Below are 22,081 nucleotides of genomic sequence, written 5' to 3' on the forward strand. Positions count from 1 at the left end.
CAAAAAAAGCCTAAAAATTTCTTAATTTTTAGGCTTTTTTTGTGCTGATATTTTCGTTGTTAACGATTGTTTCCTGCCTGGACCAGCTCGCGCAGCTTCTGCGGATCGATCAAATAGCCCGCTTTATTTTTTTTAATATAACCATTATCCCGCAAGTATTTGAAGGTATAAGTCAAATGCCGATAGCTGACTCCTAAATAATCAGCAATTTGCGTATTATTTTCATTGTATTGATCATTTACGGCAACCTCTAACAATAATGCCGCTAGACGATACTTTAATTCAAAGGTTTGAGCGTTGGAAAAATGCTCCATCCGCAGCAGCAGCTTTCTTCCAATATATTGCGCGATAAAAATCGGAAAATCAGGACCTTTCATTAACGAATCGTCTACAACGCTTAACGGAATTGCTAAGCAGCAAACTGAATCGATCGCGACTACATCTTTCGGTGCGGCCTCCGCCTTGACCAAGGTCAGCTCTCCAATAAAATCGCCGGTTTCGAGAAACTGCAGGATCAGATTTTTCCCATTCGGCTCTTGTTGAATGATCCGGGCTTTTCCCTCTAGCAATACATAGAGGTTCTTCAGTTTCGTCCCTTGATTCACAATTTTCTCGTTGCTGTCATAGCGGATCACAAAGCTTTGCTTTAAGATTGGTTCCGTTAAGAATGGCAGGTCTAGCTGATTGAGTAAATACTCGTTTGATTCGTGATAGTTTTCTTTCTTCATTTTTTTCTCCTATTAGGCTATATCTCCTAGTGGTAAATTTTTACTTCCGTCATACTTATCCTATCAATTAGTTATCGGAGGAACAATCATGATGAATCGAAAAAATATCACCCTTTCTTTTTTATACTACCTGATCAGTGCTTTTGGGATCAGCTTAACGCTGAAGGCCAGCATTGGTGTCAGCAGCTTCAACTCCCTCAATGCTACGCTGGCTGAGTTCAGTCACATCAAAATTGGCACCATCACCGCGGCCTTGAACTTCCTATTTTTGATCAGCTGCCTGCTGCTGGACCCGCAGCGTAAACTAAAAAATTACCTGACGATGGGGATTGCTCTGCTGTTTTTTGGCTCGACAATCAATCTTTTTACGTATTTCATTTTTCCCCTCTTTACCCTGCATTCCTATCTTTTAAAATGTCTGCTCTTTATTCTAGGAACGATCATTGCCGGTATCGGGACGGGACGAGTTTTGAAATATCAGGTGCTCAAATTTCCCATCGAGACCTTTTGTCTGTTTTTATCTGAACGAACCACACGAAGCTTCAAATTCTATCGCTACAGCATTGATTTACTCTGTATCATGGCCGCTTTGCTGCTGACTTTTGCCTTTCATTTGACCTTGATGGTGCGAGAAGGTACAGTAATCAGCTTTCTCCTACTGTCCCCAGTGATCGCTTTGGCCAAAGAGTAGCGAAAAAAGCGGAAAAGGTCTGAGAGAATGAACAGCTTCACTCTCTCAGACCTTTTTACGTTTGCTTCAACGCAGCTTAAAAATTGTGATAATGCTGCTGCCGAGCAGCTTCGTTTACTATCAAAAAAAATCCAGAACAATGCTCGTGATCAATTTTCTATCTGAGAAAAATACTGATGGCACAGCTCTTTGGTCGCACTGTAGATTTTGCGGTAACGGGCATAGACTTTTTTATACCTTTCGACTTGCTGAGGTTGAGGCTGAACCGCCTCTTTGTAAGCAACAAATTGATCCGCACATTCCCGTAAATCGGAAAACCATTGACAGCCTACAGCGGCAAGCATCGCTGCTCCTAGTCCAGGTCCCTGTTCGGTTTTTAATGTAACGATTGGCGTATCGAAAATATTCGCCTGCATTTGCAGCCAGCTCTTGTTTTTCGCTCCCCCGCCTACGGATACAAGCTTCTCTATTTTTTCATCAGCTACTGCTTCAATTATTCGCTGGGAATCCTTTAATGAAAAAGTAATTCCCTCTAACACGCTGCGAGTAAAATCCTTTAATTGATGATGGGTGTCGATCCCAATAAAGCTTCCTCTAATTTGACTATCGGTATATGGCGTACGTTCTCCCACGATATAAGGAGAAAACAGCAGGCCATCACAGCCAATCGGCACTGTGTCTATTTCCGACAGCAGCTCTTCAAAGGGCTGATTTTTTGCAAAGGTATTTTTGAACCAATTCAAACTATTTCCCGCTGACAAAGTAACCCCCATTGAATAGGCCGTATTTTCCATCCCATGATAAAAAACATGCAGCTTGCCTTGATAATCTCTATCAACCTTGTCCTCATACTTAAGAAAGACACCGCTTGTCCCAATGGAACACAGTCCTGTTCCGGCTTTGACCACACCAGAGCCTAGCGCAGCACAAGCATTGTCCGCCCCACCAGCAATAATTTTGATGTCGCGTGAAAAACCAAAACGCTCTTTTAATTCTGGCTTCATCACACCCACAACAGTGGAGGATTCTACCAGCGGAGGCAAAATGGACGCTGGAACAGCCCACGCCTCTAACAACTCTGTATCCCATGTTTTGTTGTCCTGATTTAACATTAAGGTACCGGCCGCATCCGAATAATCCATCGCAAAATTATCTGTGAACCAAAAGCGCAAATAATCTTTCGGCAGCTGGATCTGCTTTACCTCTTTCCAAATTTCAGGTTCATTTTCTTGAACCCATAAAATTTTAGGCAAGGTAAAGCCTTCTAAAGCGATATTTTTCTCGCGCTTAAGAATGGTATCGCCCATCGTCTCATTGATTTTTTTGCATTGCTTCGTTGTCCGAACATCATTCCATAAAATTGCTGGACGTAAGGGCTCATGCTTCTCATCTAAAAGGACCAAACTATGCATTTGCCCTGAAAAGCTGATTCCTTCTAATGAATCTGTTAACTCTGGAAGTTTTGAGACTAGATCCTCTATCACCTGATCCGCCGCCTCAATCCAGGAAAGCGGATTTTGTTCACTGTAGCCAATCTCAGGGGTATCCATAGGATAAGAATGGGAAGCTTCTGCCACCACTTGTCCGTTTTTATCAACTACCAGTCCTTTAAGCGCGCTTGTTCCTAAATCCAAGCCTAATACGTAAGTCATCTTCTCACCTCTCTGATAAAGAAGTAATGGGAGATAAGCTTTTTTATCTCCCATTACTATGATCGTTCCTTTATTTTGTGCTGTCTGTGCTTTCTTCAGCTGAATCATCAACAGAATCTGTTTTCACTTTATTCTTTTCTTCACCATAGCTCTTCAAATCTGCAGCCTTAACATATTTTACGTCGATTGGAATCGTAGAATCGATTTTTTCTCCATCAATGGCTTTGACAAGATTTTCAATTACTTGGTATCCAATTTGATAAGCATCCTGGTCAACGATTGCTGTGATTCGACCGTCGTCAATTCCTTTTTCCCAAGTTTTCGTGTAATCAAATCCATAGTGAAGGATCTTTCCAGCTTTTCCTTGCGACTCAAGGGCACTCATGACACCAACATCGGGGCCTTCAGAGCCTAATGAGAATACCGTTACTAAATCTTTGTTGGCAGAGATATAGCCCTCTAGCTGTTTCTTTGATTCAGAAGGTTGGTCATTGTCTTGAATCGTCGATAAAAATTTGAAGTTTTTAGCCTCTTCACCATAAACTTCTTTGAAGCCTTTTTTTATTCCCTTTTCGCGGTCAATCATGGTCGGTTGCGCCACATCCACACACACAATCGCGATAGAACCGCTGGTGATGCCTTTTTCCTTCATTTCTTCTGCTGCATGTTTTCCTAACTCTTCACCAGCAGATACGTTATTCGTTCCTACGTAAGCCGTGCGATCATCAGGATTTTCTAAATCCGCATCAAACGTGATAACTGGAATGTCTTTGTCCCCTGCTGCCTTTATCGGATCCACAAAGGATTTCTTTTCGATTGGTGCAACCGCAATCCCTGCGACATTCTTCTGTGTTGCTTCTTTAATGAAGCCCATGTGTTTTTCTTTTTTACTAGGTTCAGCAGATGGCGAGGTTTTCGTAACCAATGTATACCCCAACTCTTTCGCTGCATCTTCAGCCCCTTTTTTCATTGGGTTCCAGTAAGCGCCTGTATCAACGATCGGAACAAAATATAGCGTCTTTTTAGCGTCTCCATCTGCGGAGCTCCCCTTACCACATCCCGTAGTTAAAAATAATGCCGCGACCAACATGCCAATCAGTACGATTCTTCCTTTTTTAAACATTTTTGCACATTCCTTTCCCTGCTTCACATTTTTTATAAAAATTATTTTTGTTTCTACGATTGTCGACTTGCTCTACGTTTAAAGTAATCAACGATAATCGCGAAAATGATGACCAAACCGGTAACCGTGTCTTGCAAGAATGAATTGACGCCCATGAGTGTCAAACCGTTTTTAAAGACCTGCAAGGTTAAGATCCCTGCGACCGCGCCGCCTATCGTACCGATACCGCCGCTAAAGGACGTTCCTCCCATGATCGCCGCCGCCATCGCAAACAAATCTAAGCCGTTCGCGTCTTTCGAAGCGCCGCCATTCAGGTTAGAAACAATCAGCAAGCCCGCAATTGCCGCAAGCATGCCTTCAATCATGAAGATTTTGACAATGTGCAAATCGATATTGATGCCTGATAACCGTGCGGCTTCCGGGTTTGAACCTACCGCGTACGTATATCTGCCTAGTCGTGTATTCTTCATTACAAAAACAAAAATGATAATCACAATGATGAAGATCAATGCATTACTTTTGACCATGTCTGTTCCAATCGGTGTTTTCGCCAGCTTGTTGAACCATTCTTTCTCAGAACCGATAAACTGCTCATCCGTAAAGAAGCCAAGCATCCCTTTAATGACGTAGCTCGTACCAAGAGTCAAAATAAAAGAGGGCAAATCGAATTTTTTGATCAAAAGGGCATTCATCGTTCCTAAAGCAGCTCCGACTACTAATGAGATAGCGATTACAATTGGTGCCGGCAAGCCGCTATTCGAAGCATAAAGCCCCACCATCCCTGCTGCCATACCTACATAACCGATCGACAAATCCACATTTCCACAGATTAAAATCATCGAGTAAGCAACGGTCAAAATTCCTACTGGTGGAATTTGCTGCAAAAAGTTTTCGATATTGTAGGAACTTAGAAAATCTCCATTTGTAATCGTAAAGTAAAGTACTAAAATGATTAACACTAGGTAGACCGAATAATTCATAAAAAGAGATTTGATATCCAGATTCTTTTTTTCTTTTTCCATTTTTTTATCTCCTTCATTCCGTAGTTGTACAAACAAAATGTGACCTTAAACAAATTTTTTTTGAATTATTGGCCCAGTGTTGCGTACTTCATAATGACTTCCTGCGCTTCATCTTTCATATCTGTATAATCAGAAACATTTATTTCTCCGGTAATTTCTCCCTCTCGAAAGACCTGAATCCGATCACAAATCCCAAGTAGTTCTGGGATTTCAGAAGAAACAATCAGAACTGTCTTTCCCTGCAGGGCTAACTGATTGATAATCGAATAGATCTCTGATTTCGCCCCAACATCGATCCCTTTTGTCGGCTCATCAAAAATGTATACCTGATTATCCGCATTCAGCCATTTGGCTAAGACTACTTTTTGCTGATTCCCGCCTGAGAGGCTTGAAACAGGGTTTTCAATGTTACTGACTTTTATGTTTACATCCTTCACGAAACGATTCGCAGTCGCCTTCAAATCCGCATGATTTAATGCGAACCGATTCAAGTGAGTAATCGTGATGTTGTCTTTAATCGACAGTCCCAGCATTAATCCTTGATGCTTTCGATCTTCTGTCAAAAGTCCGACTCCGTTGCGGATCGCGTCAACAGGCGATTTTATGGTTACTGATTTACCATCAAGCTTAATCTCTCCAGTCTTGGCACGATCTGCGCCGAAAATCAATCGCATCGTCTCGGTTCTTCCGCTGCCAACTAGACCTGCAAAGCCTAAAACTTCGCCTCGTCTAGCTTTAAAGCTGACGTCTTTTACATGACCAAAGCGATCGGAAAGATGATCGACTTCTAAATAAGTTTCGCCAATCTCTGTTGTTTGCTTAGGATATAAATCGTTGATTTCACGCCCTACAAGCATTGAAATGATCTGATCCTCTGACAAGTTTTTCACGTCATCCGTCGCAATGTATTTGCCATCTCGCATGATGGTGATGCGTTCGCCTAATTCAAAGATTTCTTTCATGCGATGTGAGATGTAAATACTAGAAAACCCTTTTTCCTTTAATCGACGAATGATAATGAACAGTATTTCCACATCCTTATCCGATAAAGAAGTGGTCGGTTCATCGAAAATGATTACCTTGGCATTTAAACTGAGGGCTTTGGCAATCTCAATCAGCTGCTTGTTAGCAGTAGAAAGGGAACCTACATGAGCATCTGGACTCACATTGGCTCCAACAAGATTGAGCCAGTACAATGTATCCTCATGCAATTTCTTAAAATCAACGATCCCAAGTGTCTTATTTTTATAAGGCAGCCGACCAATATAAACATTTTCAGCCACAGATAAATCCTCTGCTAGATTTAATTCTTGATGAACAAAACCAATGCCTAGCTCTGTTGCTAAGTCTGTCGTCATTTTCGGAATTTCTTTTCCTTCAAAAATAATTTTCCCAGCATCTTTCTCAATCAAGCCAGCTAAAATGTTCATTAAAGTAGATTTTCCGGCACCATTCTCGCCCATAAAAGCGTGAATTTCCCCTTTTCGAACCTCAAGGTTTGCTTTTTTCAGCACTTGAACGGGACCAAAACTTTTTTCAATATCCGTCATTGAAAATAAAAGCTCGTTCTCCATGACAACCTCCTTCTATTTCTGAAAAATTAATCAATTAGCAGCGAAGGAACTACACTTCCTGATACCGGAAATAATCAAAGACCGCTGGAAGGTTGTAGCCGGAGTAATCGACATTCACCATGCCCACGAATGCTCCTGTAAAAAATCCGCCGTAGCTTGAATTGACATAATCATCCGACAATACTTTTGCATCTAATTGAACTGGAATAGCTGTCCAGTTTTCTCCATCAAAAGAGTAGGCATAGGAGTAGGTCGAAGTAGACACGATCGTTTTAAAATATACATACTCGATATCTTCGGGAACAGCAATCGCCGCTTCCTTCAAATAGCTCTTGAATCTCCCTTGATTGTTTTCTGTTACTTCAATGACACGGCCGTTTACTTCATTCCACGTTAGCTGGATCATAGACCAATGGGTTGAATTATAGTAATTGGTAAGACCAGCCAGTTGCTGGAAGGTCGTTGGTCTATAACGAACTTTCGTTTCCGCTACAAAATCAAAGGCCTGCCACCGTCGCGCTACCAATGAATTTTCATGTACATTCGCCAGGCTGCCCAAGCCGTTCAGCCATAGCTGACCGTCTTTAATCGTTCCGATACAGTCGCTGAAGGGAACTCTTAGTGTTTGGAAATGAATGTTCAACTCGTTTTGCTCGAACGGATCATCGTTAACCGTATTCGATTCGTATTCAAACGGCTCTGATCCTTTAGGCGCATCGACTACCATACTGCCTTGTTTTCCGCCAACAATCTCAGGCCATCCTTCCTCCGTCCAGGCCACCTTTTGAATAGCGGTTTCTCTGCCTAACGTGCACCACCCGCGAGGATCATGAGCAGATTCATAGGCATGATGCCACGGTCGTCCAGTCAAATGAGCAAAATACCATTCGCCATTTGGCGTATCAACCAACGAACCGTGCCCACATTTTTGCAACGGATTATCAGGTGCATCGAATGCTGTTAAAAAGGTTTCTGGCTGACTTTCATAGGTGCCACGAAGTGTTTTTGATCGTGCAACAACTTCTTGGTGAGCATAGGACGTGCCGCCTTCTGCGCAAAATAGATAATAATAGCCAAATAATTTATAAAGGTGCGGGCCTTCAACTAATTTCACGTCCGTTCCCCGCCAAATAATTGTCGCAGTTTCAGGTAATAATCGCTGCTCCTCCACCGAATACTCTGTGCATTTTATTCCATTAAAAGCATGATGATATTCGCGATGATCCCATTCCATTTGCACTAGATATTTTTTCCCGTCATCATCATGAAAAAGTGAGGCATCAAATCCCACACCATTTAAATGAATCGGATCACTCCATGGTCCTTCGATCGTCTCAGCAGTAGTCAAATAATTGGTACAATCCTTAAACGCGCCATCAACTACCTTTACATCAGTATAGACAAGCCAAAATTTCCCATCGGCATAAGATAAATCAGGAGCCCAGATTCCTCCAGAGTCAGCGTTACCTTTCATATCAAGTAGTGCAACATTTGCTAGTGGACGTGTGACTAATTGCCAATGAACCAAATCCTTCGACTCATGGATTTGAACTCCAGGAAACCATTCAAACGTAGAATTGGCAATATAATAAGTGTCTCCTACACGAACTATTGAGGGATCAGCATTAAAGCCCTTTAAAACCGGATTCTGTATTTTCATCGTTAGCTCCATTCCTTTTTTTCTTATTTAAGGGATACTCTCTATAATTGAAGCGTACCAAGTTTCTTACAAAGACTAGCGTAAGAGCTTTAGCAGGATTCTTTTATAGAGAGCACGCAACATTTACACTAAATAATCATTTAAACAAGATTTCACGTATTCAATATGGCTTGATTCCAGTTGAATGTCCTTCAGCTTCAGTGCATAATCGGTCAAGCTTTCCAAATCTTCTTTATCAGAAACGATTGAAGCGCCAATTCCTTCTTTGAAGCTCGCGTAACGTTCGTCCTTCAAGTCATCAAAGAAACGGTCCTCTTTCAGCTTCGCAGCAGCCTTCAAGCCTCTGGCGAAGGTATCCATTCCTGCAATATGAGCTAAGAAAAGATCATCCATTTCAAAGCTGGAGCGACGGACTTTTGAGTCAAAGTTGATTCCGCCCGGTGCGATTCCGCCATTTTCCAATACTCCGTACATCGCTAAGGTGACATCATAAACGTTGGTTGGAAACTCATCTGTATCCCAGCCAAGTAAAATATCTCCTTGGTTAGCATCCAATGAACCCAACGCTTGGTTTGCTCGAGCAACTTCAATTTCATGTTCGAACGTATGGCCTGCAAGTGTCGCGTGATTGGCTTCCAAATTCAGTTTAAATTCGCCTTCTAAACCATATTTTTGAATAAATTGTAAGGCTGTTGCCGCATCAAAATCGTATTGGTGTTTGCTTGGCTCTTTTGGTTTTGGTTCGATCAAGAATTGTGGTTTATGATTGATTTTTTCACCATATGAGATCGCCATTTTAAACAACCGTGCGATGTTGTCTTGTTCAAAGGCCATATCTGTATTTAATAAGGTTTCGTAGCCTTCACGTCCACCCCAAAATACATAGTTTTCACCGCCTAATTTTTTCGAAATATCCAAGCCTTTTTTCACTTGTGCAGCAGCGTAAGCAAAGACGTCTGCATTATTACTAGAAGCGGCACCGTTTACATATCTTGGATGGCTGAACATATTTGCTGTATTCCATAATAACTTGATTCCTGTTTGATCCATCTTTTCTTTGATTAAATCCGTGATCTCATCTAAGTTCTTATAAAACTCCGCCAAGCTGTTTCCTTCTGGAGCAATATCCACATCATGGAAACAAAAGTATTCAGCACCTAGTTTTTCTAAAATTTCAAAAAAGGCCTCTACTCGATTACGAGCGGTATCCATCTCTGTAGCCCCAAACCAAGTGCGCTGATTCGTAGGTAAACCGAATGGATCACTGCCGTCTTGTGTCATTGTATGCCAGTAAGCAACCGCGAATCGTAAATGTTCCTTCATCGTTTTTCCGGCAACTACTTCTTCTGGGTTGTAATGACGAAAAGCAAAGGGATTCTTTGTTTTCGTTCCTTCGTACTTAATTTTTTCTACATTTGGAAAATAACTCATGCTTGTTTCCTCCTAAAATCCATCTTATTCGAGTTAGTTCGTTTTCTATACTAACTAACTTGATGTCTATATAGTATCCGCTTCCATTAAAATAGTCAAGTCCTTTTTTCAAATTTATTCAATGTCTTTTTAGTATGTGAGTTTCATTTCATATTAGTATGTTTATTAAACAAATTAAATAAAAAACTAGCAAAAAATTTAATTTACCGCTATACTATAGTAAATTTATTAAATTAATGGGACGTGTTTTTCTATGAAAAATCTAAGTTATGCACGACGTACAACAAATGAATCGTTGTGCCTCGAGCTTATTATGAATAATCAAAACCTCTCTCGTGCGGATCTTGCTAATTTGACAGGTCTCACGAAAGCAACCATCTCTGTTATCGTAAAAAAATTGATTGAAGATCATTTAGTATTGGAAACAGGGATCGGCACCTCTGGGAACACTGGCGGTCGTAAACCAATCATTTTAAAGTATAACGGGAAGGCTGGTCTGTCGATCTCCATTGATGTCGGCTATAATTACATCAATGCGTTGCTAAGTTATCTCGATGGTGAAGAAATTCACTTCATTCAAAAGAAGCCGATCGTGTTAGACGAAAAGACGATTAAAACCTATTTTTCTGAGATCTTTGCTTCATTTGAAAAAAAATTACCGCGCACAACCTATGGAGTCATCGGTGTCGTAGCTGCTGTCCACGGGCCTGTCTTTAACGGTGAGATTATCTTCACCCCTCACCACAACGTAGACCAAATTGCCTTTCGAGAAATCATCGAAGAAATTAGCGATTATCCAGTTTACCTTGAAAATGAAGCAAACTTATCCGCGCTAGGAGAATACACCTTCACCTCGGATTCCTCCAGCTTAATTAGTATAAACATGCATAGCGGGATCGGGGCTGGGATTGTTATAAACGGCAAGCTGCAAGTTGGTTCGCATGGCTTTGCTGGCGAGATCGGCCATCAAATCGTTGTCATGGATGGGAAACAATGTCCCTGCGGAAATCATGGGTGTTTAGAGATGTACGCAGCAAACAAAGTCTGTTTTGAAAAATTTTCAAAAATCAAATCAATGGATTACGTGAATGCTGTCATTTTGAGAGAATACTACCAAAATCACGATCAAGATGCGCAACAAATTATTCAAGAAAATGTCCATTATTTAAGCGTCGGCATCAACAACCTAATCGCTCATTATGACCCTGAAGTCATTGTGCTGAACAGCTCTCTTTATCGGGAAATCCCAGAAATCATCCAACAGCTGAAGCAGCTTCTGTCTAATCGCTTTTCAAATGAAGTTATTGTTAGAAATACTGCACTCAACGAAAAAGCGACACTTTTAGGTGGCCTGGTGTTAAATCTGCAGCGCTTTTTAAATATCAACCAAGTGAAGCTGTCAGATTAAATCATTGATCCTGCAGCAAGCGGCTAATTTTTTTCGAGAACACTGTTTATTGAAAAAACTGCCTCAGGAATGAACCCCTGAGGCAGTTTTCTAATATCTGGATACTTTTCAATTTTTATTACTCATTGCAGTGAATCCACTGGATCAACCTCCGACCCTGAGTCCCTTTATCGGAATTTTCCCTGCCCACTTTTATGTGCGGCAGAAGCCCTTCTAGGAATAAAGTCGTTTCGTAAAATATTTCAGTAAAAATGGTGACGACAAGGTCGTGAACAGGATAACTAAAATAATAGAGGAATAATGCTTTCCAACTACCAAGTGTGCCTGAAAGCCAAGTTGGACAATAATCAACGCCATCTCTCCGCGAGACACCATTCCTGAGCCCACCATCAGGCTGCTTTGGTTTCCAAAGCCAGCCAGTCTCCCCCCCATAAAGCCGCCTAGCAGCTTTGAAAAAATCGCGATTATGGTAAAAACAGTGATAAACAGCAGCTGCTTAGTCAAACCATCAAAGGTTACTTCCAGCCCAATGCTGATAAAAAAGACGGGAATAAACACGGCATAGCCGATCGCCTCAATATTGTACCGGACATCCTTCCAAACATTCGTCTGACCAATCGCAATCCCTGTAGAAAAAGCGCCGATCACTGAGCTAAGTCCAATCAAATCAGCTAGATAGGACATACTCAGACACAACGTCAACGATACAATGATGACAGAAGACTGGGCAAAGATTTTTTTGCTCAAATTCATCAAATAAGGCGCACCCCAGCGAATCAAGAAGAAAACCGCAACAAAAAACAAGACTTGCGCAATCAGCATAAAGGCCAGCGACGGTTCATTTCCATTCTCCACACCCAATAACGGCATACATAAACTGACGATCAGGACCACCAAAATATCATCCACAACCGCCGCTCCGAGAATGGTCGAGCCCTCCTTCGTGTTGACTACTTTCAGCTCCTTCAGCACCTCCACTGAGATACTGACTGAGGTTGCTGCTAAAATCAGACCAAAGAAAAAGGACTGATTAAAAGGGATTCCGAAGAGATTGCCGCTTCCGGCTCCTAGCAATAGCGGGAATAGGATGCCCAGCAAGGCCACATACACACCCGGTCGAAAATATTTGCGCAGCAGCGGCAGATTGCTTTCGATACCCGCCAGAAACATTAGTAAAATGACCCCGATCTCAGAAAAATCCTTAACCAGAATATCCGGATGGACGATTTTCAATCCGCCATTTCCCAGCAATATTCCCACGAGCAGCTGGCCAATCACCGCCGGTATGCCCATTCTTCGCGAGAAATGACTTGCTACGGTAACACTCACTAAAATCAGACACAAAACACCAATAAATTCCATCTCATTCCCTCCACGATCGCAAACTAAAAAGCTAGCGTTAATGCAATTGTATTCGTTTCCACTAAGGAAGTCTATCGGAAAAATGAGAAGAAAAGAAAAAGAATCCGCGGACTCATAGATTATGAATTCCGGGATTCCTTTACTGGATTATTTAACTAATGACCCTCCATTGGAGGCGATGATTTCTTTATACCAATCGAAGCTTTTTTTTATAGCGCTCCAGCGTACCCGAGCCATCACTATTGCGGTCCACGTAGATCATACCGTAGCGTTCAGTTCTTACTCCGTCATCCGATTGTGTTGATAGCTGTCTTTCCTTTTGCTCTGGTTCACCTGATATGAAGCACTGTCTGCACTTTCATTGAGTTTGTTTCGCTTAAGTAAAACTTATCCGACTTAATACAATAATTTTAATTTTGCTACACATTCTTCAGTGAATTCCGATCCGGCCGATTCAACATAGTTAAATTTTCGTGTCTCTAAATCCACCATACGATGATGCTCAAGAAGCACCTTTCCCTGAATGTTCATTCCTTCTGGTAGCGGGAGATGTAATGGGAACTCCCTTGAGTTGCTTGTAATCGGGGCAACACCAAACATGTAATTTAAATACTTGAGAGATTTCGTTAAAACAATGCATGGTCTATAGCCTCGCTGCTCGTGACCTAATGTCGGATCAAAATCTAGAAATAGGATGTCTCCCTGTTGTAATTCAAAATATTGTTTATTATTTACCAACTAAAGCAGCTCCCTTCCAACTGGCTCATCCCATTCATAGCGATCCTGTTCACTCAATACCGTTCCATCGTAATCGGCAAAAAGCTCCTCAATTGTTTCAGGGTAACTCTTTTTAGGTGTCAAGATAATCTTACCATTTTCAACAACCATCCTTAATCCCAACTGTTTTTCTGATAAACCAAGAGCGGCCATTTCATCTTTACCAATACGCAAAGCTTTTGAATTTCCCCATGTTTTCAACTCAACATCCTTGATAATCATATTGCTTCCCCCCTCAAAGTGTATATACAAGTATCTACTCAAAAGTATATACTTGTATATACGTTTTGTAAAGAGATTACTACCTAGTTAAAAGAGACTGTCATCGACAGTCTCCTCTTCTATAAACGAAGCAATTCTTCAATCGACAGCTCTGATAGATCAGCGACGGAACGATCCGCTCCTCTCAATTGTTCAACTTCTCCTATTCCGATCGCATACATGCCGCAGGCTTTGATTCCATCGATCCCCGCTTGGGCATCTTCAAAACCGATTGCTTCTTTTGGATCAATAGCTAGTAATTGTGCGGCTTTGATAAAGATTTCCGGATCGGGCTTACCTTTTGTCAACGCTGCTGGATCGACAATCCCAACGAAATAATCACTGATTGCTAATTTATCCAAGATGAACGGTGCGTTCTTTGATGCCGAAGCGATCCCACAGGGAATGTTGTGCTTACGCGCTGCTTTTAAGAAGTCTCTGACTCCTGGCAAGGCGTCTTCAGGAGTTAGCTCTTCCAATAATTCGACATAATGCTGATTCTTTCTTTCTGCCATTTCAAACCGTTCACTCGCAGAAAACTCGCTGCTTTTATCTCCATAAGCTAAAATTCGCTCCAATGATTCTTGCCGACTGATCCCTTTCAGCTGCTCATTGAATGCTTCATCAATCGTAATGTCGATTTCTGCGGCTAACTGTTTCCAAGCAATGTAATGGTATTTCGCCGTATCAGCGAGAACACCATCTAAATCAAAAATGAATCCCTTCATAATTACTTCCCTTCTGGCTGTTTTTCAATCAAATGCTTCTGATGATCCACATAAATCCGATATTTTTGATTTTTGAAATAAGTATAAAACTCGATTTCCTCAATCTCTGCTGGCAAATGCGGATCGATCACCAGCTCATCATTGATCACCTGCAGGTTGCAAAAACCGTAAATAATCGTCATAAAGGTGCCGCCCATTGAGGCTGTATGGATGCCGTCCTTGGTATTTTTATGACTATTGTCCAAATCAGTGCGGGCATTTTTCAAGAAGTAGTCATAGCCCTTTTCAACCTGCCCTAAACGACTGTAGACTGTTGAAAAAGTCGAGTATGACAATGACGAATCATGTGTCGTGACCGCATCATAATAGGCAATACTTTTTTCAATAGTTGCTTGATCGAAGGTATCAGGAAACAGCATCAAGGCCAGCACTGCATCGGCCTGCTTAGAAATTTGATATCGGTAAATCGTCAGCGGGTGATAGTTCAGCAGTAACGGGTATTTGGTTTCTTTCTTTGAATATGGCCAAGGCCCTTTTTTCAAGAAATCGCGATCCTGCGCAATGATGCCTTTTTCCTCATCAAACGGTAACGCCATTTTCTCAGAAAACTGTGCGAACTCCTGCAATTCTGCTTCCTGTAAATGAAGCTTCTCGATCAGTGTGCCCCAGCGCTCAGGCTGCTGCTCTTTCAATGTCTGAGCCAGCCGATTGATCCACTGGAATTGATAAGCCACCAATTGATTGGTGTAATAATTGTCGTTGACTAGCACTGTGTACTCATCAGGACCGGTGATTTTATCGATGTGGAACTGATCCTTTTTCATATAGCCGATTTCAGTAAAGACACGAGCAGTTTCCAACAGCACTTCAAAACCGCAGTCCGCCATAAACGCTAGATCATCGGTGTAGCGATAATATTGAATAAAGGCGTAGGCAATATCTGCATTGATATGATGCTGTGCTGCACCGCCTTCAAAAAATGGCGAGGATTCCGTTCCTGAGATAGTCCGCCAAGGATAGAGAGCTCCCGTTTGATACCCAAAAAGCTGACGATTTTCTCGTGCCTTATCCAAAATAGTGTAGCGGTAGGTCAACAGCTGCTTTGCTAAAGTGGGATTTAAGTGTAAAAAGACCGGAAACACAAACATCTCCGCATCCCAAAAATAATGACCCTCATAACCGCTGCCGCTCAAGCCTTTGGCCGCAATGCTGGTTGTGCCATTAGTACCAAGAGATTGCAGCAACGCAAAAGTACTATAATTAACACTTTCCTCCAGCATCTCGGTACTTTTGATTTTGACCTTAGCGCTTTGCCAAAACGCCTCTAAAAATTGTGTCTGCAGCTGAACCAGTTTTGAAAAGTGCGTATTGAGACCTGTATGCTCCGGCTGCTGGAAGGCATAGCTCAGATTCTTTTGGTAGCTGTCTCCTTCTAATTTCGTGCGAATCACAATTCGCTCTTCTTCAATCGTCTGAGACACAGTTTGATTATCGATCGACCAAGCCAGCTCCGCCTCTAAGTGCGAATATTCCGTACCAAAGCTGCAACGATTTTCCGCTAGATTGATTTCCTTGATAGTGATTTTTTGCAGGTCATGGCTCATTCGCGGATCGTTTTTATCAATTGTCCGTACGGGATAAAAATTCAAGTGAGACGTTAATTCGATCTCCTCTTGATGATTCAAGCGTTCGAAATCAATCTTCAGCGAAAACAAATTTTTATAACAAAAAGAAGCCAGTCGTGAGATCGTAATCTTCGTTTGTCGTCCCAGTGGGGATGTCCAGATCAGACTTCTTACCGTGATCCCCTGCGCCATATCTAAATAGCGCTCACTCGCGCTGATTTCACCTTCAGTAATCGAAAATTGTTCGCCGCCAATCGTGATTAGGGTCGTTTGTCCATCGATCACGCTGATCATTGTTTCACCAGTTGGTGTAAAGCCATACATTTTCTCAGGATAGTGGATGTCCTTTGTTTCGTAAAAACCATTGATATAGGTCTCGCGATTAGTAGAAAAGTGATCGTAGTAGCCCTCTTCCAAATTGCCCCGCAAACCAATCAAGCCATTCCCATTAAAGAACAGACTCTCTGCTTTTTCCAATGTTTCAGTTTCGTAATCATTTAAATAGATTTTCATGAAATACCCTCCAAAAAGCAGGATAGAAGCTCGCTCTTCTACCCCGCTTACTTTTTTATGAATTTACTGCTAACCCTTCAGCGGTTTTTTCGGCTGGTGCAGCTTCGAGTTTCTCATCCTTCTGCAAAACAAGTGTCAATACAAAAGATAAGACGACAGACATAACCATCATCGCTATCCCTGCGATAACATTACTCGTTCCTTTTTCACCTGAAAAACCTAAGATCGCCATCAAACTATTTTGCGGTACATAGAGCGTCACATGCATCAAGCCAGCGAAGCAGCCTGAGATGCCGGCACTGATACAAGCGGCTACTAACGGCTTTTTATATTTCATCGTGATTCCGTATAAAGCCGGTTCGGTAATTCCCATGATTGCAGAGATTCCAGCAGCGGCAGCGATCGATTTCACGTTCTTTTGTTTTGATTTGAAGGCGACAGCTAAGGTTGCTCCACCTTGAGCCAAATTAGCACAGACTTGCGCGACTAAGATCAAGGATTCCGTTCCTGTTGCCGCAAAAGAAGCAACGAAAATCGGTGTCAGAGCGTGGTGCATACCAGTCATCACGATAAACGGCATACCCGCTGCCAATAAAGCAACCATAATAAAGCCCAGCTGCCCTTGCATCAAGTTGATGACCCAAGCCAAGCCTTGTCCTGCATAGTTTCCTAACGGACCGATAACGATCAAGGCTAATGGGGCCGTGATCAATAAAGTTAATGTCGGATTTAACAAAATTTTCAACGATTGCGGTGTGATCTTATCGACACCTCTCTCAATATAGGACATCGCCCAGATCGTTAATAGCGCGGGAATAACAGATGCCGCATAAATCACTCCTTGGATCGGCATACCAAGAAAAGAGATCGGATCTCCCGAAGCGACCCATTGACTGAAATTCGGATGCAGAAATACACCTACGACAATGATTGCGATCGATGTGTTGACTTTGAACTTATTCGCTGCAAAAACGGCTAACAGGATCGGCATGAAATAAAAGGCGCCATCCCCGATAAAATCTAATACTCGATAAGTGCTGGATTCATTCGACATCCAATTGAAGGTCGTAGACAAGGATAAAATCACTTTGATCATCCCGGCAGCGGTCAGGGCTGGAATCATCGGCGTCATACACCCTGTAATGGTATCTACTACTTTATTAAAAATGCTAGTTTCCTTGTTGGCAGAAGCACTGGCTGCAGCTGGTTGCTTGTCAACGTCTGCGTCTCCATTAGTCACACCCTGGCGAATGACCTCTTCGAACACCTCTCCTACATGACTACCAATGATCACCTGCAATTGCGTTGGTGTCGGATTTACACCGACCACACCCTCAATTGACTTCAAGCGATCAATATCTGCTGCTTCTGAATTTTTTAAATCAAACCGTAACCGAGTCGCGCAATGAACTGCGGAGTTCACATTATCTGTTCCCCCCAGACCTTGAATGATTTCCTTTGCTAATTGCTGATACTTTTTCATTTTTTTGCTCCTTCCTATTCGAATACAACGGCACCATTTGACGAAATAATTTTTTGATAAAAGGCAAAGCTGTCTTTTTTATAGCGCTGATGCGAGCCATTGTTTTCATCATCCTGATCGACATAGATCACACCATAGCGCTTACTAATCTTTCCTTCACTAACACTTGGCAGATCGATGATTCCCCACATTAAATAGCCCATCAGATCAATCCCGTCTTCTTCCACCGCCAGCATCATATTCTTGATGTGTCCCTGCAAATAATGAATGCGATAATCGTCATGCACAGCACCATCAATGAATTCATCCTGCGTTCCAATCCCGTTCTCAACGATGAATAGCGGTTTGTGGTAACGATCCTGCAGCTGATTTAGAGTGATTCGCAAACCTAATGGATCATCTTGCCAGACACTCTTTCCTTTCGGTAAATACGGATTTCGCAAGGTCGTGTAGCCGTTGGTCGCTACACGATCGATTCCATTTTCCTCTGCGGCCGTACAGGCGCTGGAATAATAGCTAAAGGAAACAAAATCAACCGTATTTTTTTTCAGAATTGCGGAATCCTCAGGTTGAATGGTTAGGTTCAATCCTTTCTCCTTTAGAAAATGCGGGAAGAATTTGGGATATTCACCAAAAACTTGAACATCTGAGAAAAGCAGGTTTTCTTTTTCCTGCTGCAACGCCGCAAAAACATCTTTAGGATCACAGGTATACGCATAGGTTTTACCCGCCGCCAGCATAGCGCCAAATTGATTTTCAGGGTCGATCTGCTTTCCCGTTTCGATTGCTAAGGCATTGGCTAATAATTGATGATGGCCCGCTTGATATTGAGTCGACAGATTGTCTTGACCTTCTTCAAACAGGATTCCACCACCAATATACGGAATGTGCAGCACCATGTTCATTTCATTGAATGGAATCCAGTACTTGATTCGTCCCCTGAAGCGTTCCATCACTGTTTTCGCATAGCGCTGAAAGAGATCAACCACTTTACGATTTTCCCATCCATTATACTTTTTCACTAAATGGAGAGGGATCTCAAAATGAGACAAGGTCACGATTGGTTCCATCTGCTGTTTTTCCAGCTCTGTCAAAACCTTTTCGTAAAACTGGAGCCCTGCTTCATTCGGTTCCTGCTCTTCTCCTGTTGGAAAAATACGCGGCCAGGAAATAGAGAAACGAAAGCTGTTAGCTCCTAACTCCTTTAACAAGGCAATATCTGATTCATAACGCTGATAAAAATCATTGCCGTTTCTGCCTGGATAAATTTCCTCCCCAGTTGAATGTAAGATAGAATTCGTCTGATTCTTATATACTGCCTTAAGGCGACGATCATCTAAAGGCAGATAATCAAAATTCGAAGGCTGTCGGCCATCGGCGAGATAACTTCCCTCACTTTGTGCGGCGGAGGTTGCTCCTCCCCAGAAAAATTGCTTTCCTTGCTTCATTTATTCATTCTCCCTTACGATTCGTATTCGCTTTCATTCGTGTTGATACTTTTATTATAGCGAGGAAATCTTTTTTTCATTCCCCCATTTTTGTTCTATTATTCTCAAATATTGTCGAAAGGCCATTACTGGGATAGTAATGGCCTTTCAATCATTTATTCAATTTTCATCGTATTGCGATACTCCAGTGGCGCCATGGCCATCGAGCCTTTAAACAGTCGATAGAAAGTTTTATCACTTTCAAATCCCGTCTGCGTGATGATCTCTGACACCGGTAAATCACTGTTGATCAACAGCCATTTGGCTTTATCGATGCGGTATTCATTCAAAAAGGTTAAAAACGTTTTCCCTGTGTTCTTCTTAAAAAATTTAGTGAAGTAAAAAGAGCTGTAGCCGGAAACCTCAGCAATATCCTGTAGAGTCACTTCCTCTTGATAATGAGCCTCCACATAGCTGAAAATGCCGTCCAGCTTCTCTAGCACATCCTGCGTCGCTAGCTTATTGAGCTTTTTCGACTGCTTTGCTTTTTTCGGAATAGTCCGCAGCAGCCGCGTGATCAATGCAAACAGTTCTGCTTTAAGAGAAAACTGATAGCCCGTTCGCTGATCAAGTGCTTCATGATTCATATTTTCAAGCAAGCTTCTGACAGCCGCTTCATCCTCAGGCTTCCATTGAGGGCTGACTGGTATTAAATCTGCAAACATCTTCTGCAGATCCAGGTTCTCTTTATTTCCCGCCGTAAAATAGTTCAAATCAAATTGATAGACGAGCCGCTCACTGCCAGGCGATGCCAAGACATAATGAATCAAGCCGCCGCCAATAAAAGCAATCTCTCCCTCACTTAATTTGTAGGGCACATCGTCGATCCCTAAAGAAATCGTTCCTTTTGTCACGTAAATCAGCTCAACCTCACGATGCCAATGGGGCGTGGTCAAAATATCCCCGTCATTCACTAAAATTCGGAAAGGAAACTCCTTATCTAATTCAGGCATCTCTAAATAAATCGCCATCCCGTTCACCTCACGGTTCATTTTGCCGTAAACCGCAACGAAAGTAAATGTCCTTTTATTCTTTGCAAACAAATCAAACAATCAACTGCTGCCAAAACTTCATCTTAACAATTGGATACTGACTAAAATTTCAACGGATCATCAGTGACTGAAAAAAGGTTAAGCCGATTCAAATGATTAAACAACAAATAGACCTGAAGACGAATAAATTTTCTAAAGGCCTGCTTGTCTCTTCTAGTTTTCTGGAAGCACTTTTTAACCGGTGTTCATTTAAATCATGCCAAATAAAAAACTACGTATTCGCCTTGAATGCTACCTCAACTTAAACCGCTTCAAGAGCTCTCGCTCCTTCTTAGTATATCTTCTTTTCGAAATTTTTTCTGGCGGTTTTTCCTCATCATAATCAGCCAAGACCGGCACCGATTCCTCAGCGTCGTTCGATAACGATTGCGCATCATTCTCTGGCGTGATCCTCGACATTAGACTCGTTTCTTGACCATTCGTTCCTTCTTCTATCGACTGCGACACCTCATCATTCAGTGCAGGATCGCCTTTTTCTATCATTTGCTCTTCTGCTTCTTCAAAGATTTCTTTGATTAGCGCAATGAGTTCTTCTTTAGTCAACATAGAAAGATCAAAGCCTTCCAGCATGCTGTTTTCAACGGTAGCCTTCGTCGTTTCTGTCGTCAATTTTTGGGCAGACTGTTCCTTGGGTTGTTTCGTACTATAGATCGTCGTGGTGCCTTTGAAATCACAATCCATGAATTTGACGAATTGACGAACGTCTCCCTTATGGAAGATCGTCAGAGTCGTCAAGACTCTAAGTATCCGTTTTGTTTCCTCAAGGGTATTGCTTGGATCGGCATCTCTTAGATTCCATGTATGTTTTTTTCCATTGGCATCTTCAAAGATCGAAGTGAGGGTATAGCTATCATATTGATCAGTAATGACAGCATGCCCTCGATCTTTTAGATACCCTTCATATAAACGCATCTTCTTTGTCGCTTTATAATACTTTGTCTCGTTCTTGAATAAACGCTTGATGATACTGAGCCATTCGTGCTCCTCTACATAGTCCTTGAAAAATGGGCAGAACTTTCTCAGCGTATCATTGGGTTGGGCTTGAAAAAGCAGCTCACGGACGATCTCTGGACAAGGCAGCGAGAAATCACTTACTATTAAGGCATTTCTCAAAATAATTGCCACGATATATTCTACTACTAGGTCTGTGTTTTTCGTCTCTTCCCAAAATTTATGTACTTTCTTTTCAAGGTTCTTTCTATTTTTCATAGTAAAAATTTGTCGTCTTGTCAGCTGCTTTGTTTCCATATCTTTGCTCTCCTTTTCCATTCATGTATCCGTTTTCCTCTTCTCTTTATAATGCGCGAAAAGGAACGATTTGCGCATCCAAAATTCTTAAAAAATTTAAGCAATTTGAATGCTAAATAACCTCAAAAAAGCCTCTCACTATAATAAACTGAGCATAATAAAGAAAATACAAAATAGCCTTCACATAAATTACTATTGCTAGAAATAAGTCGGTCTAAAAATAGACAATCCGCACACAAAATAAGAGCAAAAAAGA

The 22,081-nt window shown here is 41.8% G+C and carries 18 protein-coding genes and 1 pseudogene; 2 read left to right on the plus strand and 17 right to left on the minus strand.

What is annotated here, in order from left to right:
* Positions 1-59: 59 nt before the first annotated feature.
* On the minus strand, positions 60-728 hold the full coding sequence (locus JZO85_RS21625; protein ID WP_207110599.1) for a cyclic nucleotide-binding domain-containing protein: 669 nt from the start codon (positions 726-728) through the stop codon (positions 60-62).
* A gap of 91 nt (positions 729-819) precedes the next feature.
* On the opposite strand from JZO85_RS21625, the gene JZO85_RS21630 reads away from it, so the two are divergent.
* Positions 820-1,419, plus strand: coding sequence for a YczE/YyaS/YitT family protein (locus JZO85_RS21630; RefSeq protein ID WP_207110615.1), 600 nt, complete (start codon positions 820-822; stop codon positions 1,417-1,419).
* A 149-nt stretch (positions 1,420-1,568) separates the two neighbouring features.
* Here the strand turns inward: JZO85_RS21630 and xylB are convergent, their stop codons facing one another.
* From xylB to xylA, 6 genes are all read right to left on the minus strand, one after another.
* Entirely contained in the window at positions 1,569-3,071 is a 1,503-nt protein-coding gene (xylB, locus tag JZO85_RS21635) for a xylulokinase (protein ID WP_207110600.1), read from the minus strand.
* Between the two features lie 70 nt (positions 3,072-3,141).
* Positions 3,142-4,194 (minus strand): sugar ABC transporter substrate-binding protein, encoded by a 1,053-nt coding sequence (locus JZO85_RS21640; protein WP_207110601.1) that lies wholly within the window; start codon positions 4,192-4,194, stop codon positions 3,142-3,144.
* A 53-nt stretch (positions 4,195-4,247) separates the two neighbouring features.
* Positions 4,248-5,216, minus strand: a complete 969-nt coding sequence (locus JZO85_RS21645; RefSeq protein WP_207110602.1) for an ABC transporter permease — start codon at positions 5,214-5,216, stop codon at positions 4,248-4,250.
* A gap of 65 nt (positions 5,217-5,281) precedes the next feature.
* The gene (locus JZO85_RS21650) at positions 5,282-6,790 is read right to left on the minus strand and encodes a sugar ABC transporter ATP-binding protein (protein ID WP_207110603.1); all 1,509 of its coding nucleotides are present in this window, start codon (positions 6,788-6,790) and stop codon (positions 5,282-5,284) included.
* Between the two features lie 49 nt (positions 6,791-6,839).
* Positions 6,840-8,450, minus strand: a complete 1,611-nt coding sequence (locus JZO85_RS21655; RefSeq protein ID WP_207110604.1) for a glycoside hydrolase family 43 protein — start codon at positions 8,448-8,450, stop codon at positions 6,840-6,842.
* A gap of 123 nt (positions 8,451-8,573) precedes the next feature.
* Positions 8,574-9,881 (minus strand): xylose isomerase, encoded by a 1,308-nt coding sequence (gene xylA / locus JZO85_RS21660; RefSeq protein ID WP_207110605.1) that lies wholly within the window; start codon positions 9,879-9,881, stop codon positions 8,574-8,576.
* Between the two features lie 253 nt (positions 9,882-10,134).
* Here xylA and JZO85_RS21665 point away from each other — a divergent pair, with 253 nt between their 5' ends.
* On the plus strand, positions 10,135-11,289 hold the full coding sequence (locus JZO85_RS21665) for an ROK family transcriptional regulator (protein WP_207110606.1): 1,155 nt from the start codon (positions 10,135-10,137) through the stop codon (positions 11,287-11,289).
* Positions 11,290-11,502: 213 nt separating this feature from the next.
* On the opposite strand, the gene JZO85_RS21670 is transcribed toward JZO85_RS21665, so the two are convergent.
* The 10 genes and pseudogenes from JZO85_RS21670 to JZO85_RS21715 all read right to left on the minus strand — a co-directional run bounded on the left by JZO85_RS21670 (position 11,503) and on the right by JZO85_RS21715 (position 21,825).
* A complete protein-coding gene (locus tag JZO85_RS21670) occupies positions 11,503-12,651 on the minus strand; it encodes a cation:proton antiporter (protein WP_207110607.1) in 1,149 nt (382 codons plus the stop codon).
* Between the two features lie 147 nt (positions 12,652-12,798).
* Positions 12,799-12,928 (minus strand): annotated as a pseudogene (locus tag JZO85_RS21675) (family 1 glycosylhydrolase); the annotation flags it as partial.
* A gap of 119 nt (positions 12,929-13,047) precedes the next feature.
* Entirely contained in the window at positions 13,048-13,389 is a 342-nt protein-coding gene (locus JZO85_RS21680; protein ID WP_207110608.1) for a type II toxin-antitoxin system PemK/MazF family toxin, read from the minus strand.
* Positions 13,390-13,650, minus strand: coding sequence for an AbrB/MazE/SpoVT family DNA-binding domain-containing protein (locus JZO85_RS21685; RefSeq protein ID WP_207110609.1), 261 nt, complete (start codon positions 13,648-13,650; stop codon positions 13,390-13,392).
* Between the two features lie 119 nt (positions 13,651-13,769).
* Positions 13,770-14,420: a beta-phosphoglucomutase gene (pgmB, locus tag JZO85_RS21690; protein WP_207110616.1), complete on the minus strand. Its 651-nt coding sequence runs from the start codon at positions 14,418-14,420 to the stop codon at positions 13,770-13,772.
* Positions 14,420-16,555 (minus strand): glycoside hydrolase family 65 protein, encoded by a 2,136-nt coding sequence (locus tag JZO85_RS21695; RefSeq protein WP_207110610.1) that lies wholly within the window; start codon positions 16,553-16,555, stop codon positions 14,420-14,422. Before JZO85_RS21695 ends, pgmB begins: the two co-directional genes overlap by 1 nt.
* A gap of 55 nt (positions 16,556-16,610) precedes the next feature.
* Positions 16,611-18,038, minus strand: a complete 1,428-nt coding sequence (locus JZO85_RS21700; protein WP_207110611.1) for a PTS transporter subunit EIIC — start codon at positions 18,036-18,038, stop codon at positions 16,611-16,613.
* A gap of 14 nt (positions 18,039-18,052) precedes the next feature.
* Positions 18,053-19,486: a family 1 glycosylhydrolase gene (locus JZO85_RS21705; RefSeq protein WP_207110612.1), complete on the minus strand. Its 1,434-nt coding sequence runs from the start codon at positions 19,484-19,486 to the stop codon at positions 18,053-18,055.
* Between the two features lie 155 nt (positions 19,487-19,641).
* The gene (locus JZO85_RS21710; RefSeq protein WP_207110613.1) at positions 19,642-20,496 is read right to left on the minus strand and encodes an AraC family transcriptional regulator; all 855 of its coding nucleotides are present in this window, start codon (positions 20,494-20,496) and stop codon (positions 19,642-19,644) included.
* Positions 20,497-20,808: 312 nt separating this feature from the next.
* On the minus strand, positions 20,809-21,825 hold the full coding sequence (locus JZO85_RS21715; RefSeq protein WP_207110614.1) for a hypothetical protein: 1,017 nt from the start codon (positions 21,823-21,825) through the stop codon (positions 20,809-20,811).
* Between the last annotated feature and the right edge of the window lie 256 nt (positions 21,826-22,081).

The sequence above is a fragment of the Candidatus Enterococcus murrayae genome, from assembly GCF_017315985.1.
Classification (GTDB): Bacteria; Bacillota; Bacilli; order Lactobacillales; family Enterococcaceae; genus Enterococcus_A; species Enterococcus_A murrayae.

Bases quoted from the DNA above. Each gene is read 5' to 3' on its own strand.
- JZO85_RS21625 (WP_207110599.1), bottom strand. From the start codon at position 728: ATGAAGAAAGAAAACTATCACGAATCAAACGAGTATTTACTCAATCAG.
- JZO85_RS21700 (WP_207110611.1), bottom strand. From the start codon at position 18,038: ATGAAAAAGTATCAGCAATTAGCAAAGGAAATCATTCAAGGTCTGGGG.
- JZO85_RS21630 (WP_207110615.1), top strand. From the start codon at position 820: ATGAATCGAAAAAATATCACCCTTTCTTTTTTATACTACCTGATCAGT.
- JZO85_RS21715 (WP_207110614.1), bottom strand. From the start codon at position 21,825: ATGGAAACAAAGCAGCTGACAAGACGACAAATTTTTACTATGAAAAAT.
- xylB (WP_207110600.1), bottom strand. From the start codon at position 3,071: ATGACTTACGTATTAGGCTTGGATTTAGGAACAAGCGCGCTTAAAGGA.
- JZO85_RS21640 (WP_207110601.1), bottom strand. From the start codon at position 4,194: ATGTTTAAAAAAGGAAGAATCGTACTGATTGGCATGTTGGTCGCGGCA.
- JZO85_RS21705 (WP_207110612.1), bottom strand. From the start codon at position 19,486: ATGAAGCAAGGAAAGCAATTTTTCTGGGGAGGAGCAACCTCCGCCGCA.
- JZO85_RS21650 (WP_207110603.1), bottom strand. From the start codon at position 6,790: ATGGAGAACGAGCTTTTATTTTCAATGACGGATATTGAAAAAAGTTTT.
- JZO85_RS21685 (WP_207110609.1), bottom strand. From the start codon at position 13,650: ATGATTATCAAGGATGTTGAGTTGAAAACATGGGGAAATTCAAAAGCT.
- JZO85_RS21665 (WP_207110606.1), top strand. From the start codon at position 10,135: ATGAAAAATCTAAGTTATGCACGACGTACAACAAATGAATCGTTGTGC.
- JZO85_RS21695 (WP_207110610.1), bottom strand. From the start codon at position 16,555: ATGAAAATCTATTTAAATGATTACGAAACTGAAACATTGGAAAAAGCA.
- JZO85_RS21655 (WP_207110604.1), bottom strand. From the start codon at position 8,450: ATGAAAATACAGAATCCGGTTTTAAAGGGCTTTAATGCTGATCCCTCA.
- xylA (WP_207110605.1), bottom strand. From the start codon at position 9,881: ATGAGTTATTTTCCAAATGTAGAAAAAATTAAGTACGAAGGAACGAAA.
- JZO85_RS21645 (WP_207110602.1), bottom strand. From the start codon at position 5,216: ATGGAAAAAGAAAAAAAGAATCTGGATATCAAATCTCTTTTTATGAAT.
- JZO85_RS21710 (WP_207110613.1), bottom strand. From the start codon at position 20,496: ATGGCGATTTATTTAGAGATGCCTGAATTAGATAAGGAGTTTCCTTTC.
- JZO85_RS21670 (WP_207110607.1), bottom strand. From the start codon at position 12,651: ATGGAATTTATTGGTGTTTTGTGTCTGATTTTAGTGAGTGTTACCGTA.